The sequence below is a fragment of the Marinilactibacillus sp. Marseille-P9653 genome (assembly GCF_916618885.1).
Lineage (GTDB): Bacteria > Bacillota > Bacilli > Lactobacillales > Carnobacteriaceae_A > Marinilactibacillus.
Genome location: NZ_CAKAKH010000002.1, coordinates 60,797 through 77,507, shown reverse-complemented (window position 1 = coordinate 77,507; position 16,711 = coordinate 60,797). Strand labels below are relative to the sequence as shown.

The window sequence follows — 16,711 nt, the reverse complement described above, 5'->3', positions numbered from 1 at the left end:
ATTTGAAATGAAAACATTATGGACAACTAGTATCGTTCTCAGTGCAGGCTTTATGTTAGCGGCATGCGGAAACAGTGAGGTTGAAGCACCCGAAGAAGAGACAACTGAAACACCAACAGTAGATGAAGCAGCGCAAGGGCCGAAAACACTTGTAGATGGATTAGGAAATGAAGTCGAGATTCCCAGTAATCCTGAAAATATCCTCGGTTCGTACCTTGAAGATTATCTTGTTTCTTTAGACATAACACCTGTAGCTCAATGGTCTGTTTATGACGGTGAAAGCATTCAAGATTACCTTCAAGATGATTTATCTGGAGTACCACTGATTCCTCATGATTTACCTTACGAGTCTGTACTGGAGTATGAACCCGACTTGATGATTGTACGTGATGCTATTGAGCAAGATATGTATGAACAGTATACACAGATTACACCAACTTATGTATTGAAGTCCAGCCCAACTGAATGGCGCGAGACATTGACTGAAGTTGGAGAAGTACTGGGAATGGAAGACAAAGCAGAGTCCGTTCTAGAAACTTACGATGCAAAAGCTCAAGAGAAAGCAGAAGAACTGTCAACTGTCGCGGCAGGTGAATCAGCCGCTGCGGTGTGGATGGTCAATAATAGTTTGTTTGTTGTGCACCCTGAGCGTTCTAGTGGCGCTGTTATGTATGGAGATCTTGGTCTGGAAATTCCAGAAGTTGTATCTAGTTTATCCAGTGATGCTGACTGGGCTTCGATTTCTCTTGAAGAACTGGCGCAAATGGATGTGGATCATTTATTTTTTGTAAACAGTGATGGGCCTGAAGCAGAACTGTTCGAAGATAGACTATGGCAAAATATTCCTGCAGTCGAACAAAATCAAGTCTATCAGTTTGGTCCAGAAACCTCTTGGCTTTACTATGGTCCAATTGCAAGTGACCAAGTTCTAGATAATGTAGTCGATAGCATCACAAAGTAAAAAGCCGCATGAAGAGTAAAGGAGGATAGAGGATGTCAGAAATCCGAACAAAGGCAATGACAGTAGCGTACGGAAAACAAGAGATTATTTCAGAACTTTCGGTTACGATACCTAAATCTAAAATCACCTGTATAATCGGGCCAAATGGTTGTGGTAAGTCTACTTTATTGAAGACCGTTGCGCGCCTCCTTAAGCCATCAAGTGGAACAGCTATGATAGACGGGAAAAGCATCCACAAAGAATCCACTAAAGCAATCGCCCAGGAGATTGCGATATTGACACAAGCACCTCAAACCCCAGAAGATATCACAGTCAAAGAACTCGTATCTTACGGTCGTGCCCCTTATCAAAAAGGATTTGGGCAATTAAAAGCACACGACTGGGAAAAGATCCATTGGGCGCTAGATCAGACACACCTTTTAAATCAAGCTGATCGTTCAGTCAGTTCACTTTCAGGTGGACAAAAACAACGCGTTTGGATTGCAATGGCGCTCGCGCAAGATACGGATTGCCTCCTGTTGGATGAACCAACGACTTATTTGGATATGGCTCACCAGCTGGAAGTTCTTCAAGTGCTGGAGTCACTGAACCAAACGTTAAATCGGACGATCGTAATGGTCTTACATGACTTGAACCACGCAGCAAGATTCGCAGATCATTTGATTGCGATCAGAAAAGGAAAGATTATCCAAACAGGCTCGCCTGAAGAAGTTATGAAAACGGAAGTGCTCCGTAAAGTTTTTGATATTGAAGCTAGTATCATCACAGATCCACATACAGGGAAACCAACACTGTTAAGTTATCAATTGAGTCATTAAAAGTAGTCGCTTTGAGACACCTTGAGGGAACTGCTGTTGTTAGAATAGTAAGCCTCAAATGGGCTTTTTTTAAACACTATTAAACCAAGTGTAAAAGAATGCTTATCATTAGTCGTTATCAATGATAAGGTGTAATCGTTGGTTTTTGTTTTTAACTTTGTTAAAGTAAGTATAGACAAAAATTGAAGGAGCGATCATTGATGCAAGTATTAGTCGTTGGAGCAAACGGTCAGATCGGAACGCACCTCGTTGAACAGCTAAAAGAAGAGGGGAATCATACTCCGATTGCATTCGTTAGAAAACAAGAACAAGTAGATAAATTCAAAGAAAAAGGGATCGAAGCACGTCTCGGTAACTTGGAAAGCTCAGTACAAGATATCAAAGATCAAATGGATAATATCGATGCCATTGTATTCGCAGCCGGATCTGGCGGAAGTACGGGCGTAGATAAAACGGTTATGATCGATTTAGATGGAGCAGTAAAAGTGATGGAAGCTGCAGAAGATATGAATATCAAACGATTCATCATGATCAGTGCTTTCCAGGCAGATGTTAGAGATAACTGGAATGAAGATATGAAACCTTATTACGCTGCTAAACATTATGCAGATAAGTTCTTATTGAACAGTGACTTGAACTACACGATTGTTCGTCCGGGTATGCTTGAAAATGAACCGGCAATTGGTAAAGTCGCGTTAACTAGAGCTATGAACGAATTTACAGATCCAGTAACGATCCCAAGAAAAGATGTGGCGGATCTGATTGCTCAATCATTAGATCACGAACGCACTTATCGTCAATCATTTGACGTAACAACAGGAGATCAAAGTATTAAAGAAGCGTTGAACCAACTGTAAGATTCGCTTTTATTTAAACGTTATTAAAAAGTTGAAGAGTCCTTCCAATTATTATTTGGAAAGGACTCTTTTTCTATATGGATTAAGATAAAAGGTCAATTTAAATGAGTGGAAACTTTAAGAAACGCTATAGATTTGCCTAAATCAGTGCAAATCTATAGCAGAGTCGATATAATAATAAAGTAACTCAATTAAAACAATTTTGAAAGGAAGCTTAATAGATGAAACAGTTAAAAAGAACTCTTCTAAAAGCAATGGCACTATTAACGACAATGACTTCTGTTGCAGCATTCAACATGGTTCCACCTGTTGAAGCAGCTGGAATCGATACAAGTGTAGTAAACGAAGCATGGGGATTACCAACGTTTGTTTACGGTGGTGGATTAAATCAGGATCAAGTACAGGAAACAGCTGATATATTAGGAATAGATAATATGGATAATGTGGCTAGCGTAGATGTTACGGGAGAAGATTTGCAGCAATACTTAGGAACTGGATCGGGAAATACAGCGAGTATGATTTCTTCCGTGCTCGTTCAAAGAGAAAATGAAGGTTCTGGTGTAGAGGTACTGATTGAAACGCCAGATGATATCACTCAAATTACGCAGGAACAGTATGCAAATGCGGCTATCACGGCAGGTGTAGAAGATGTGACGATCATGGTAGCGAGTATTCGTCCTGTAACCGGTGAAAGTGCCTTGACTGGAATTTATAAAGCGTTCGACGTGAACGGTGAAGAATTAGATCAGGATCGTATGGAAGTAGCGCAAGAAGAGCTTGAGACAACCAATCAGATTGCACAGGAAAACAATGCTGAATCTGACTTTGATACCTCTCGTTTTGATCAGGCAATCGTTGAAATCAAACAGCAATTAGCAGATTTGAAAGAACGCCAAGGAGAACTGGCTACCAGAGAAGATATTGAGCAAATTATCAACGATGCCCTAGCAAATAACAATCTGCAAAATGTCATTTCACAAGACCAGTTGGATCGTTTGCTGGCTTTCTTTGAAAGATATCAACAGACAGGTGCAATCGATTCAGCGCAAGTAAAAGAACAACTAGAGCAATTATCTAGTAATATCCGTGACCGATTCGGAGATGCGATTCAGCAAGCTGAAGAAAGTGGACTATTTGATCAAATTGGAAATTTCTTCCGTTCAATCTGGGAAGCTATAACAGGATTCTTTAACTAAAAGAAAAACGACTGACTCGATAAACAATAGACGAGTCAGTCGTTTTTTTAATCTTCCAGATTCACTAAGAAGTATTTTTTCTTGCCACGTCGAACGATCACGAATTGGTTCTCGAAGCTATCTTTTTCAGACAACTCGTAATCAACGTCTTGGATTTTTTCTCCTTTGATCGTGATTGCACCATTCTTGATATCTTCACGAGCTTGTCGACGAGAAGGTTCGATTCCTGTAATATCAACCAGGAACTCCACTAAATTGTGGACGCCTTTTTTGGCTTGAGAAGAAGGTACGTCCTTAAAGGTTGTTGCGATTTGATCAGCTGTAAGATCTTGAATTTCTCCAGAAAATAAGGCTTTTGAAATTTGAAGGGCTTCGTCTAGAGCACCTTGTCCATGAACAAATGTTGTCATTTCTTCAGCCAACGCTTTTTGAGCAGCCCGTTTATGTGGTTCTGTTTCTACCTGTTCCGCTAGCGTATTGATTTCTTTCTTAGATAAGAAAGTAAAGTATTTCAAGTATTTCACAATATCACGGTCATCCTGATTGAACCAGAATTGGTAAAATTCGTAAGGCGTTGTTTTTTCAGGATCAAGCCAGATTGCACCTTCTGCTGATTTACCAAATTTAGTACCGTCTGCTTTGAGTAGAAGTGGAATTGTTAGGCCAAAGGCTTTCGCTTCAGCGCCTTCTTTTTTACGAATCAAGTCTAGGCCTGCCGTAATATTTCCCCATTGGTCAGATCCACCAATCTGCAGTCTAACCTCTTCATTCTGGAATAAGTGTAGAAAGTCGACTGACTGGATGATTTGGTAGCTAAACTCAGTAAATGAAATACCTGTATCCATACGGTTCGCTACAACATCTTTTGCCAACATTGTATTGATATTGAATTCTTTACCAAAGTCTCTCAAGAAATCAAGGAAGCTCAAACCACTCAACCAGTCGTAATTGTTCACGAGTTTAATACCTGACTGCTCAGATCCAGCTTCAAATAACTGGCGCATTTGTCCGCTAAGTTTTTCTGCATTGGCAACGATTTGATCCATTGTTTGAAGGATACGTTCAGAGTTACGTCCACTCGGGTCACCGATTGATCCAGTACCGCCACCAATTAGAATCACAGGTTTATGACCGGCAAGCTGAAATCTTTTCAAGATCATAAAGGGAATCAAATGTCCAACGTGCATACTATCTCCAGAAGGATCGATTCCGCAGTATAAAGCGATACTTTCTTCATCCGTTAATTTCTTTAGGCCTTCTTCATCTGTTTGCTGGTTAATAGCTCCGCGCCATTCCAGTTCTTCTAAAATATTCATTCTTCATCTCCTATAGTCGTTTGGTTTCAAATGCTGTTCGAACATTCCAATTAATGAAATGCATTTTATTCAATAAAAAAGGTTCTTTTCTTTGTTCCTCAAGGACTTTTAAAATCAGTGGGGAAGCGTTCTCTGTTGTCAGTTCTTCTAAAGGAATCCAACGGGCACCTTCTGAATCATTCAAACCATCTACCACAATTTTTGGTAATGCTTCAACTGTCTCGCCAACCAGTATCGTATATAATGCGAAAACGTGATGTGTAGAAAAATCCAATTCTTCGGACTGAACAAACGCATCATATATCCTAGGGTGATCATACTGTAAGACTTTCTGTCCTGTTTCTTCAAGAACTTCTCTGACAAGGGTCTCCGTTAGCCCTTCACCAGATTCTTGGCTACCACCAGGCAAATCATAACGGTACTGGTAAGGACCGGAGTTTTTTAGAATACAGAGCAATTCGTGCTGCTTTATACAGACGCCATAAACGCCAAAGTGTGTCTTATATTCATTCAGTATAACCATCCCCTTAATAAAAAAGTCAAAATTTGAACACAAAAAAATCCCCATAAAAAGTTTATACTTTTTACCGGGACGAACATAGCCGTGGTACCACCCTGATTGAAACAGATCATTACATCTATTTCCACTCATACCCATAACGCTGGGTAGCGCCTCTAAAGGTTCGCTCCAAGGTGTAATTCATTCAATCTGTATGTGCGAATTTTCAGCATCTATTCGCTTCCTGAGACAGTGACAGTCAAACTACTTAGCCTATTCATAGCTGTTTGCATTCTATATAGGATTTAGTATAATTTATCTAAATTAGATAGTCAATACGTTTCAATTAAATCCATTGAAGTGATGTAATCGAAAGAACAGGCTACGTGTCACCAAATCAATAAAAAAAGACAAAGCAGTTCTATCATACTATTAGATATGATAAACTGAACTACAATAGTTATTCGCAGAAAGGAAGACGATCATTTGGTAACCAAAAGAAAAGAAACATTTAAAATCGAAGTAGAACCAGTGGCCCCTGAGGAATCTCAAATTATTTGGGGGAATTATCGCTTTTCTGTATTAACATCAGCGATGATTCGAGTAGAATATGACCCGAGCTCAGAATTTGAGGATTCTGCTACTCAAACAGTATTGAACCGAAATTTTGAAACACCTGAATTTAAGTTAAAAGAAACAGATGATTATATTGAAATTATCACGTCTCATGTTCATTTGAATTTCCATAAGGAGAGAGGCGGTTTCACTAAAAATAATTTACACATTGAAGCTTTAGGTAATTACAGTCTATACCATAGTAGTTGGTATTTCGGAGATAAGCCGGATACGTTAAAAGGAACAGCTAGAACCTTAGATTTTTCAGATGGTGAAATTGAACTTGAAGAAGGTCTAATGAGTAAAAATGGTTATTCTATTATTGATGATAGTAGCTCAATGCGTCTTACGGATGATGGTTGGGTTGAGAAAAGACCAGGAGATATCGTGGATATTTATTTCTTAGGATATGGGCGAGATTATTTAGGAACACTAAGAGATTATCACCAATTGACAGGACATACTCCTATGCTACCTAGGTATGCTTTAGGAAACTGGTGGAGTCGTTATTATGCCTACTCAGAGTCTGGTTATAAAAAACTCATTCGAAAATTTGAAGAAAAGAACATTCCGTTTTCTGTAGCGGTGCTTGATATGGACTGGCATGTAACAGATATTCCACCAGAATATGGATCAGGATGGACTGGTTACACTTGGAACAAAGAATTATTCCCGGAACCGAAAGAGTTTTTGAACTGGCTCCATAAACATGGAATGAGAACAACTTTGAATTTACATCCGGCAAACGGTGTTCAGCCATTTGAAGAAATGTATGAACCAATGGCTAAAGAACTCAACGTAGATGTCGAAAACAATGAGCCAATAAGCTTTGATATTGCAGATACGGAGTTTCTAAATGCTTATTTTGAATATCTTCATCATCCCCACGAAGAAATTGGTGTTGATTTCTGGTGGATAGATTGGCAGCAAGGAAGCGTCACAAAAGTGGAAGGCTTGGATCCGCTTTGGATGTTAAATCATTATCACTTTCTTGATCATGGAAGAGGAAACGATCGTCCACTGATCTTTTCACGCTATGCAGGGCTAGGTTCTCACCGTTATCCAATCGGTTTTTCTGGAGACACAGCTTCAACATGGAATGCACTAGGTTTTCAACCATACTTTACATCCACTGCATCAAATGTAGGCTACAATTGGTGGAGTCACGATATCGGCGGGCATCTTGGAGGTGTCAAAGACAGTGAGTTATTTATCCGATGGGTTCAGTTTGGCGTATTTTCACCTATCAACAGACTTCACAGTCAAGATGGTGAATTCAGTGGAAAAGAACCTTGGAGATACGGTGCGAAAGCCGAAAAAATCGTTACGGATTTCATGCAGTTAAGACATAAACTGATTCCTTATCTGTACACGATGAATGTCTTAACACATAAAGATAACTTCCCATTGATACGTCCGATGTACTATCATCACCCATGGGAAAATGAGGCATATGAAGTGCCAAACCAATACTACTTTGGTACGCAATTGCTGGTTGCACCAATCACATCACCAATCAAGGGAGACTTGAGATTAGCACGTGTCAAAACCTGGTTGCCAGAAGGTATGTGGATTGATTTCTTTAACGGTAGAGTCTACGAAGGTGGTAGAGTCCTTGATGTATATAGACCATCTTCAACTATGCCGGTATTTGCTAAAGCCGGCGGGATTGTTCCGATGGATCAAAGATGTGAAAATGGAACAGATAATCCTGAGAATATGGATATCAAAATCTTTGCAGGAGCAGATGGCAGCTTCTCTATGTACGAAGATGATGGGTTTGCAAAAAATACAGAATACGGGACAACGAAAATGTCCTTGAAGTGGCATGAAAAAGATACCGATTGGTCTATATTCCAGATTCAGCAGCCTGAAGGTCATCTAGACTGCCTACCAGAAAAGAGACAATTCAATTTAACGTTCGTAGGCTTCTCATATGACGGCGAACCGGAAGTGTACGTGAAAGATCAGAAAGTGGATGTTAACATTGCGAAAAAAGGTCGATTCACGACAATCGAGATTCCGGAACAAGATATCGATGCTTGGTACTTTGTGAGATTCAAAGGCGTTTCAGCCAAGAAAAATGATATGCTTGGAGAAGTCTTCAGTTTTCTAGACCGAGCACAGTTATCGACGAATTTAAAAGAAAAAATTTATACAACAGTACGTAAAAGTAGAAATAGTGCCAGAGTCATCAGTGGTTTACTGGCACTGGATATTGACCCTGATTTACTTGAAGCATTGAGTGAACTCATCTGGGCAAATCCAGGAGATACTGATTAATAGAAAGAATGAACATATAATAAGTGGGAAGAAGGGGCTAGAGAATATTCTAGGCCCCTTTTCATTTAGTATGATTAGAGTGAAGAGAATGGTACAATAGAGAATAGAAAAATTCTACAAATAAACTATTACGAGATATTTGAAAGATCATAAAAATTTAGCATTACAAAAATTTTTAGGAAGCGAGTTTGTCTATGAAGAAAGTCGTATTTTTTGATATCGACGGTACACTGGTATCAAGTCAGAATCACGTTCCTGAATCCACTAAAAGAGCTATAAAAGCTCTAAAACATCAAGGGATTTTACCGGTCATTGCAACAGGTAGAGCAACAGTCTTGTTAGAAGAAGTTAGAAAAGAACTGGAAATCGACAGCTATATCGCAATGAATGGCCAGTTGGTTGTCTTAGAAGGGGTACCAATATTTACAAATCCTTTACCACAAGATGTGTTGAGTCGTCTAATGGAAAAGGCTGCACAAGATCGTAAAGGAATTGTGCTGTGTGGAACAGAAGATATTTATAGTAATTCCTTCGTTTCTCTAGTTAAAAGGAGTTCTGTTTTGAGTGTTTTGAAACACATTGGTAAATTGATTCCAAACCGTATCCAGATGTCATTGTTTAGTCGTTTGATTCGAAAACCACCGAAACCAGAAGACTTCGAAGGTGAAGATATTTGTCAGGTTCTTTTAGAATTAGACAAAAAAGAGGAAGTAGCCTATAAAAATCAGTTTCAAGAACTGCACTTTACAAGATCAAATGATTATACTGCTGATGTAATAAGTGCGGGGATTTCAAAAGCTACGGGAATTGATCGGATCATTCAAGAATTAGGAATTGATATCCAAGATACGTATGCTTTTGGCGATAGTTTGAATGATCTCGAAATGATTCAGCATGTCGGAACAGGTGTCTCAATGGGAAATGGTTGGCAAGAATTAAAGCAAGTTGCTGATATGATCACAGAAGATGTCTCTGAAGACGGTATTGAAATTGCTCTAAAAAAACTGAACTTGATTCCTTAAATCTTTTGTAACTGCTTCGTTTTTTTGAGGCAGTTATTTTGTTATCAACGGATGGGGGTAAAAAACAGTTTGATTAGTTAATCTCAATAGTTTATAGTCGATTTTTGATACAATACAACTTGAAAATTGGATGTAAAGCAAGTTAAGCTCATCTGTTTACCAACCTAAGGCAGGCTTATGGTTCTCGTCTTCAAACTACTGTTGTTGTATGCTATACTATTCAAGTATTCAATTAAAGAATGATAGACGATCGAATAAGGTGTGCGCATCTTTATAAATAAGTATCAATTATCTAGGAGGACACGAATTTGTCTGGAGAAAATTCATTTTATATTACTACACCTATCTATTATCCGAGTGGAAAGTTGCATATCGGTAATGCTTATACAACGATTGCTTGTGACGTTGTAGCGCGTTATAAAAGACTACAAGGATTCGACACGTTCTATTTAACTGGAACAGACGAACATGGACAGAAAATTGAAACAAAAGCAAAAGATTTAGGTCAGACACCGCAAGAATATGTGGACGGTATGGCAGAAGGCATCCAGGATTTATGGAAAACCCTTCAGATCTCAAACGATCAGTTTATTCGTACAACGGATAAACAGCACAAAGAAGTGGTTGCGAAAATATTTGAAAAACTACTTGAACAAGGAGATATTTATCTAGGAGATTACGCTGGATGGTACTCTGTTTCTGATGAAGAATTCTTTACAGAAACACAACTTGAAGAAGTATACCGCGATGAAGAAGGAAATGTAACAGGCGGGATCGCTCCAAGCGGACACGAAGTAGAATGGGTAAAAGAAGAATCGTATTTCTTCAAGATGAGTAAATACGCGGATCGATTACTGGATTACTACGAAAATCACCCTGAATTTATTCTTCCAGAATCTAGAAAAAATGAAATGATCAATAATTTTATCAAGCCAGGTCTAGAGGACTTAGCTGTATCTCGTACAACATTTGATTGGGGCGTTCCAATCCAATCGAATCCTGAACATGTGATTTATGTATGGATCGATGCACTATCTAATTATATTACAGCGCTAGGGTATGATCCTGATTTAGGTGGGTTTGAAAATCAACCTGAACAATTCAGAAAATACTGGCCAGCAGATGTGCATATGGTCGGTAAGGAAATCGTTCGTTTCCATACCATTTATTGGCCAATCATGTTGATGGCTCTTGACTTGCCATTACCTAAACAAATTTTTGCACATGGCTGGTTATTGATGAAAGATGGAAAAATGTCCAAATCTAAAGGAAATGTCGTTTATCCTGAGTTCCTTGTTGAACGTTATGGTTTGGATGCCTTAAGATACTATCTAATGCGTGAAGTCACGTTCGGAAGTGATGGTATTTTCACTCCAGAAGAATTCGTAAACCGTATGAACTTTGACTTAGCGAATGACCTTGGAAATTTATTAAACCGTACGGTAGCGATGATCAACAAATATTTTGACGGTCAAGTACCTGAATATAAAGGCGACGTAACAGCATTTGATGAAACTCTACGTCAGACTGCTACCGAATCGATAAAAGCATACAACGAACATATGGACACGATGCAATTCAGTTCAGCATTGTCTTCAGTGTGGACGTTGATTTCTCGTACAAATAAATACATTGATGAAACACAGCCGTGGGTACTTGCAAAAGAAGAATCCAGCAAAGAAGATCTAGCTAGTGTGATGGTTCATTTGGCTGAAAGCCTAAGAATCGTAGGCATTTTACTTCAGCCGGTACTCGTTGAAACACCTGCTAGAATCTTTGAACAATTGGGTATTACTGAGCAAAGCACTGCCTGGGAAACAGTTGTATTCGGACAATTCCCTGAAAATACTTCTGTTGTTAAGAAAGGGGAACCGATTTTCCCAAGATTGGATAAAGAGGAAGAAATTGAAGCCATACAAGAGGCAATGGCTTCAACTAGCCCAATTCAAGAGGAAGAAGACGAAGAAGATTGGAATCCAGAAGAGGTTCAACTATCTTCGGTTAAAGAAAAAGAAATCAAATACGATGTGTTTGATAAGGTGGAACTAAAAGTAGCTGAAATCATTTCTTGTAAAAGAGTTGAGAATGCAGACAAATTACTGAAGTTCCGACTAGATGCAAACGATGAAGGTGGACACCGTCAAATCCTTTCTGGCATTGCAGAATATTATCCAGAATTTGATCAATTGATCGGCAAAAAAGTTGTGATCGTTTCGAATCTGAAACCACGTAAGATGCGTGGGGAAATCAGTCAGGGTATGATTCTTTCTGCAGAAGATGAAAAAGGGAATTTGACAGTTGTCGAGGCGCCTATGCATATGCCTAACGGATCGATCGTAGCATAGTGTGGACAATCGATTAAATGTAATCAGTAAAGAGCTAGGGATCGTCCTGGCTCTTTCGTTTTGACTGGTTCTAGAATAAGAAAAGAAAGGAAGACTAGGTTATATGTTTTTTGATACACATACACATCTGAATGTCGATAAGTTCAAAGGCGAAGAAGCTGAACTGATTGAAGAAGCTAGAAAACAGAATGTTAAAAAGATGGCCATCGTAGGATTTGATACGCCAACAATTGAAAAAGCATTACAGCTTAGCCAAGATCACGAAGGGGTTTACTCCATTATCGGCTGGCATCCTACAGACTCAGAAACCTATACAGATCAAGTTGAAGAAAAGTTGATTCAGCAGTTACAGCTTCCAAAAGTCGTTGCAATGGGTGAGATGGGACTGGATTATTACTGGGACACCGCTTCAAAAAAATCTCAACACGAAGCCTTTAAGAGACAAATCAAAGTCGCTAAAGAATTAAATTTACCCATTAGTATTCACAATCGTGATGCGACCGAAGATACTTATAACATTTTAAAAGAAGCACAGATTCAGGATATTGGTGGAATCATGCATAGTTTTAACGTCGATACGTATTGGATGGAAAAATTCCTTGATTTAGGAATGCATATCTCCTTAAGTGGGGTTGTAACATTCAAGAATGCTCCGGAAGTAAAAGAGGTGGCTCAAGCAGTGCCGTTTGATCGATTACTGATTGAGACCGATGCTCCTTATTTAACACCGATGCCTTATCGCGGAAAAAGAAATGAACCGAGTTACGTAAGGTTCGTTGCAGAAGAAATTGCGCGCTTAAGAGCGTGTTCGGTTGAAGAAGTTGCTACTCAAACCACGAAGAATGCTGATAAGCTGTTCAGACTGACTTAAGACAGGAGTCGTGAGTTGAAAAAAATAAAAGAAATGATCGTCGTTGAAGGAAGAGATGATACTAAAAGAATTCAACTAGCCGTTAACGCGGATACGATCGAAACGAATGGTTCTGCTATAAATGAAGAAATCCTGGAGAGAATCGTGCTTGCACAAGAAACGCGAGGCGTCATTGTCTTTACAGATCCTGACGTGCCAGGAGAAAAAATCCGCAAGATCATTTCCAGAAACATACCTGGCGTAAAGCATGCTTTTTTAAATCGGGATGAAGCTCGACCAAACAAAAAAGGTAGCTTGGGCATTGAGCATGCTTCAGTTGAAACCATCCAAAAAGCATTAGATGGATTATATAGTGAACGTATAGATAGACTCCCAGCTATTGAAAAGAAGTTTCTTTTAAGCGAAGGTTTGATTGGGAAACCACACTCAAAAGAGCTCAGAATTAAACTAGGTAATGAATTAAGAATTGGGTATACTAACGGTAAACAGCTAGAAAAAAGGTTGAACATGTTTGGTATTACTCAGGAAGAAGTCGAAAAAACACTGATGAAAATACGAAAGGAGGAAGCAAATGGAGGAATATAAAGAAATTGCCACACCCGCTAGAACAAAGGCGATACTGGATAAATACCGTTTAGCTGCCAAGAAAAGTCTCGGACAAAATTTTATTGTTGATACAAATATTTTGGAAAAAATTGTCCACGCTGGTGAAGTTGATGAACGTACAACTGTAATAGAGATAGGACCTGGGATTGGCGCTCTGACTGAACAAATTGCTAAACAGGCAAAAGAAGTCATCGCTTTTGAGATTGATCATCGTCTGCTTCCAGTTCTGAAAGATACATTGTCTCCATATTCAAATATCAAAGTGATTAATCAAGATATTTTGAAAGTAGATTTGAAAACCTTTCAAGAAGAATATTTAAAAGATGTAGAAAAAGTGGTCGTAATTGCTAATCTACCTTATTACATCACTACACCGATTATCATGAATTTTTTAGAATCATCATTGCCAATCGATGGTCTAGTCCTGATGATGCAAAAAGAAGTAGCGAATCGTTTATCCGCAAGTCCGGGAACAAAAGCTTACGGCTCCCTTTCGATTGCTGTTCAATATTATATGGATGCCGAAGTAGCGCTTATCGTACCCAAAACAGTGTTTACGCCTCAGCCAAATGTAGAGTCAGCAGTCATTAAATTGACGCGTAAAAAAGATGCAGAAGTTATTGTAAAAGACGAAACCGTCTTTTTCCAAGTAGCTCGTTCTGCTTTTGTTCAAAGAAGAAAAACCTTGTGGAACAATCTTCAAGTAGCTTATGGAAAAGAACCGGAAATTAAAGAAAAACTTCAAGTCGCATTGGACCAAGCTGAAATTGATCCTAAAAGACGAGGAGAAACGTTGTCATTGAAAGAATTTGGGAAACTTGCGGATGCGCTCGTTGAACAGAATCTAGTGATGCAAAACAATCAAAAGAATTAATCATACCTACTCATCTCACAATATGGACATCATTGTCTAAAAGTGAGGTGGGTATTTTTGTCTATCATACCCGAACGAACGGAACCAAAGGCTTTTTCATGCGATTAAAGTAAGTAATGTTCGGATTTTTTAGTTTAGCGTGAAATTCTTAAGAAGAAGAATAGAAGTATGATAAGGAATTTAGAGGTTAGAATCATAAAATAGTCAAAAAATATGAACTACAGACTTCTAAATTCAAACCGACCATATTAACTAGAAAAAATTAAAAGATGACTGTAAATTTTAAGTGAAAAGTATAAGATTATCGTAAAGAGCTTATAAAATAGGATAATAAATTATGAATAAGGTGATAGTAAGAAATTTACCGTAATAGTCTATGCTAAAATAATACGGAATAGCGAGATGGGAAACAGAGAATAAGAGTAGTTAATATAACAAAAAGATTAGATTATTAAAGAATCATCATATTTTAACATATGATTTGAATTTGATCTTTATTTTCAAATGTTCTTTTAATTTTCGTGTTTGTATGGTATACTATTGTTATAACTTTGTGAGGTGAGTCGATTATGCCAATTACTATAGCAAGTATAAAGCAAAATCTTGACGGTCAATTAGGGAAAGAAATTAAATTGACAGCTCAAGCCGGACGGAAAAAGACGACGGAACGCAAAGGAATACTGACAGATACATTTCCTGCCGTGTTCATTGTTGAATTAAACAAAGAAGAAAATGCTTATGAACGTGTTTCATATAGTTATGCCGATGTTTTGACACAAACAGTTGAACTAGAATTTTTAGGTAGCGAACTTTAAAGTAAATTAGTTTGATGAAAGTAAGTCTCATTTTGACTTGCTTTTTTTTATAAGCTAAGCAGCAACTCGTACATATCTCAATCAATATAAAGCCATCAGCTTTCAGGGAATATCCTGAAAGCGGATGGTTTTTTTTATGGCGCTATAATTTCAACTTTTATTCTATCGGGATCTTCAAAATAAACGGCGTAATGTGATTCCCCTCCTGCGAATGGGTGCTTTTTTGAATAAAGAACAGGAATCTGTTTTTCTTTTAATTTTTGTGTAAGTTGATCAACGTGTTCTCTTGATTGGGCATGAAAGGCTAAGTGGTTCAGTCCTACTCGGCACCTATGGTAAGGAATATCTAAAAACCGTTCTTCTACTTGTACAAAAACGAGATAAGAATCTGCTAGCTTCCAGCTTTGTCCTTGTGCCCATTTCTGATATGGTGCATATCCTAATTCCTCTAGTAGCCATCCCCAAAACTGAACGGATTGTTCCAAGTTTGATACATACAGTTCCAAGTGGTGTAGTAAACCACGATTCATATCATCCAGCTCCTTAAATATTTTAGTTAATAGTTTATCAGAAACGAAGGGATACAGAAAGCCTATAATAGGCGGTCAATAAATAAATTAGAAAAAGAGCTAATATGTGAAAGTGAAACTTTTTAAATTTTAGAATAAATCCTTTAAGATAGAGGTAACTAGATTATCCGCCATATTAAAAAGGAGGGAGAACTTGGAAATCACAGAAAAAGCACCTGCAAAAATAAACTTAACTTTGAATGTGATTGATAAAAGAAAAGATGGATTCCACGAAATGCGACTAATCATGACATCAATTGATTTATCAGATCGACTGACATTCACTAAGCTGAGTGAAGACATCATTTCTTTATCTTCCAATTCGGCCTTTATTCCTTTAAATAAAAAAAATATTGTTTACAAAGCTGTAAAATTACTGAAAGAACGCTATGGAATTAAAAGAGGCGTTCATATCGGAATTGAAAAAAATATACCCATTGCAGCGGGTTTAGGTGGCGGAAGTAGCGATGCGGCAGCAACCTTGAGAGGGCTAAACAAACTTTGGGATTTGAGGCTATCCTTAGAAGAACTGTCAGATATCGGCAAAGAACTTGGGTCAGATGTACCATTTTGTATCTATGGTAAAACAGCTTACGCAACAGGTAAAGGAGAAGTAATTCAGCTTATTGGTGATTTTCCTCAGTGTTGGGTCATCGTGGTCAAGCCGCCTAAAGGGATTTCAAGTTGGACCGTCTTTGAAGAACTGGATCTTTCTGCTATCCCTACTTATGATCATCATAAAATGATTGAAGCAATCAATGCTGACTGTTACGGAGAAGTTGTACAACTTGCTGGTAACGCTTTAGAAGAAGTCTCTGCTAAGAGACACCCGATGATTAAAAGAATCAAAGAGAAGATGGAATCTTTTGGAGCGGATGTTGCAGTGATGAGTGGGACGGGCCCAACTGTATATGGATTGACACAGCAAAGGTCTAAAGCAAAGAGGATTGTAAATGGACTTAAAGGGTTCTGCAAGGAAGTCTATTTAGTCAGAACTTTAAAATAATAGAGCTTAGAAATTGAACTTCAATAGAGGTTCAATTTTTTTGTTTAAAAAAGACTAT

The 16,711-nt window shown here is 38.3% G+C and carries 15 protein-coding genes and 1 other annotated feature; of the genes, 12 read left to right on the top strand and 3 right to left on the bottom strand.

Going from position 1 to position 16,711, the window contains the following annotated elements:
• Window positions 1-7: 7 nt before the first annotated feature.
• From LG377_RS10805 to LG377_RS10790, 4 genes are all read left to right on the top strand, one after another.
• A complete protein-coding gene (locus tag LG377_RS10805) occupies window positions 8-961 on the top strand; it encodes an ABC transporter substrate-binding protein (protein WP_225744734.1) in 954 nt (317 codons plus the stop codon).
• A gap of 32 nt (window positions 962-993) precedes the next feature.
• A complete protein-coding gene (locus tag LG377_RS10800; protein WP_225744733.1) occupies window positions 994-1,779 on the top strand; it encodes an ABC transporter ATP-binding protein in 786 nt (261 codons plus the stop codon).
• A gap of 200 nt (window positions 1,780-1,979) precedes the next feature.
• Window positions 1,980-2,636, top strand: a complete 657-nt coding sequence (locus LG377_RS10795; RefSeq protein ID WP_225744732.1) for an SDR family oxidoreductase — start codon at window positions 1,980-1,982, stop codon at window positions 2,634-2,636.
• Between the two features lie 221 nt (window positions 2,637-2,857).
• Entirely contained in the window at window positions 2,858-3,832 is a 975-nt protein-coding gene (locus LG377_RS10790) for a DUF1002 domain-containing protein (protein ID WP_225744731.1), read from the top strand.
• Between the two features lie 47 nt (window positions 3,833-3,879).
• Here the strand turns inward: LG377_RS10790 and tyrS are convergent, their stop codons facing one another.
• Window positions 3,880-5,148, bottom strand: a complete 1,269-nt coding sequence (gene tyrS, locus LG377_RS10785) for a tyrosine--tRNA ligase (protein WP_225744730.1) — start codon at window positions 5,146-5,148, stop codon at window positions 3,880-3,882.
• Window positions 5,149-5,158: 10 nt separating this feature from the next.
• Complete coding sequence (locus tag LG377_RS10780) at window positions 5,159-5,671, bottom strand: NUDIX hydrolase (RefSeq protein WP_225744729.1); 513 nt, start codon at window positions 5,669-5,671, stop codon at window positions 5,159-5,161.
• A 62-nt stretch (window positions 5,672-5,733) separates the two neighbouring features.
• Window positions 5,734-5,937: a binding site (T-box leader), on the bottom strand.
• Between the two features lie 196 nt (window positions 5,938-6,133).
• On the opposite strand from LG377_RS10780, the gene LG377_RS10775 reads away from it, so the two are divergent.
• The 7 genes from LG377_RS10775 to LG377_RS10745 all read left to right on the top strand — a co-directional run bounded on the left by LG377_RS10775 (window position 6,134) and on the right by LG377_RS10745 (window position 15,078).
• Complete coding sequence (locus LG377_RS10775) at window positions 6,134-8,545, top strand: glycoside hydrolase family 31 protein (protein WP_225744728.1); 2,412 nt, start codon at window positions 6,134-6,136, stop codon at window positions 8,543-8,545.
• A 194-nt stretch (window positions 8,546-8,739) separates the two neighbouring features.
• Window positions 8,740-9,567 (top strand): Cof-type HAD-IIB family hydrolase, encoded by an 828-nt coding sequence (locus LG377_RS10770; RefSeq protein WP_225744727.1) that lies wholly within the window; start codon window positions 8,740-8,742, stop codon window positions 9,565-9,567.
• A 308-nt stretch (window positions 9,568-9,875) separates the two neighbouring features.
• A complete protein-coding gene (gene metG, locus LG377_RS10765) occupies window positions 9,876-11,912 on the top strand; it encodes a methionine--tRNA ligase (protein ID WP_225744726.1) in 2,037 nt (678 codons plus the stop codon).
• A gap of 103 nt (window positions 11,913-12,015) precedes the next feature.
• A complete protein-coding gene (locus LG377_RS10760; RefSeq protein ID WP_225744725.1) occupies window positions 12,016-12,783 on the top strand; it encodes a TatD family hydrolase in 768 nt (255 codons plus the stop codon).
• 33 nt (window positions 12,784-12,816) lie between these two features.
• Window positions 12,817-13,368, top strand: a complete 552-nt coding sequence (gene rnmV / locus LG377_RS10755) for a ribonuclease M5 (RefSeq protein WP_225744963.1) — start codon at window positions 12,817-12,819, stop codon at window positions 13,366-13,368.
• Window positions 13,355-14,263 (top strand): 16S rRNA (adenine(1518)-N(6)/adenine(1519)-N(6))-dimethyltransferase RsmA, encoded by a 909-nt coding sequence (gene rsmA, locus LG377_RS10750; RefSeq protein WP_225744724.1) that lies wholly within the window; start codon window positions 13,355-13,357, stop codon window positions 14,261-14,263. The genes rnmV and rsmA overlap by 14 nt, the downstream gene beginning before the upstream one ends.
• A 569-nt stretch (window positions 14,264-14,832) precedes the next feature.
• Window positions 14,833-15,078: a Veg family protein gene (locus LG377_RS10745; protein WP_225744723.1), complete on the top strand. Its 246-nt coding sequence runs from the start codon at window positions 14,833-14,835 to the stop codon at window positions 15,076-15,078.
• Window positions 15,079-15,212: 134 nt separating this feature from the next.
• Here LG377_RS10745 and LG377_RS10740 read toward each other — a convergent pair whose 3' ends face one another.
• A complete protein-coding gene (locus LG377_RS10740; RefSeq protein ID WP_225744722.1) occupies window positions 15,213-15,608 on the bottom strand; it encodes a VOC family protein in 396 nt (131 codons plus the stop codon).
• Between the two features lie 193 nt (window positions 15,609-15,801).
• Here LG377_RS10740 and ispE point away from each other — a divergent pair, with 193 nt between their 5' ends.
• Window positions 15,802-16,653: a 4-(cytidine 5'-diphospho)-2-C-methyl-D-erythritol kinase gene (gene ispE / locus LG377_RS10735; protein ID WP_225744721.1), complete on the top strand. Its 852-nt coding sequence runs from the start codon at window positions 15,802-15,804 to the stop codon at window positions 16,651-16,653.
• The last annotated feature ends 58 nt before the right edge of the window (window positions 16,654-16,711 follow it).

Excerpts from the sequence above, each read along its gene's own strand:
- LG377_RS10805 (WP_225744734.1), top strand. The coding sequence starts at position 8 with ATGAAAACATTATGGACAACTAGTATCGTTCTCAGTGCAGGCTTTATG.
- LG377_RS10800 (WP_225744733.1), top strand. The coding sequence starts at position 994 with ATGTCAGAAATCCGAACAAAGGCAATGACAGTAGCGTACGGAAAACAA.
- LG377_RS10795 (WP_225744732.1), top strand. The coding sequence starts at position 1,980 with ATGCAAGTATTAGTCGTTGGAGCAAACGGTCAGATCGGAACGCACCTC.
- LG377_RS10790 (WP_225744731.1), top strand. The coding sequence starts at position 2,858 with ATGAAACAGTTAAAAAGAACTCTTCTAAAAGCAATGGCACTATTAACG.
- tyrS (WP_225744730.1), bottom strand. The coding sequence starts at position 5,148 with ATGAATATTTTAGAAGAACTGGAATGGCGCGGAGCTATTAACCAGCAA.
- LG377_RS10780 (WP_225744729.1), bottom strand. The coding sequence starts at position 5,671 with ATGGTTATACTGAATGAATATAAGACACACTTTGGCGTTTATGGCGTC.
- LG377_RS10770 (WP_225744727.1), top strand. The coding sequence starts at position 8,740 with ATGAAGAAAGTCGTATTTTTTGATATCGACGGTACACTGGTATCAAGT.
- LG377_RS10760 (WP_225744725.1), top strand. The coding sequence starts at position 12,016 with ATGTTTTTTGATACACATACACATCTGAATGTCGATAAGTTCAAAGGC.
- rnmV (WP_225744963.1), top strand. The coding sequence starts at position 12,817 with ATGATCGTCGTTGAAGGAAGAGATGATACTAAAAGAATTCAACTAGCC.
- rsmA (WP_225744724.1), top strand. The coding sequence starts at position 13,355 with ATGGAGGAATATAAAGAAATTGCCACACCCGCTAGAACAAAGGCGATA.
- LG377_RS10745 (WP_225744723.1), top strand. The coding sequence starts at position 14,833 with ATGCCAATTACTATAGCAAGTATAAAGCAAAATCTTGACGGTCAATTA.
- LG377_RS10740 (WP_225744722.1), bottom strand. The coding sequence starts at position 15,608 with ATGAATCGTGGTTTACTACACCACTTGGAACTGTATGTATCAAACTTG.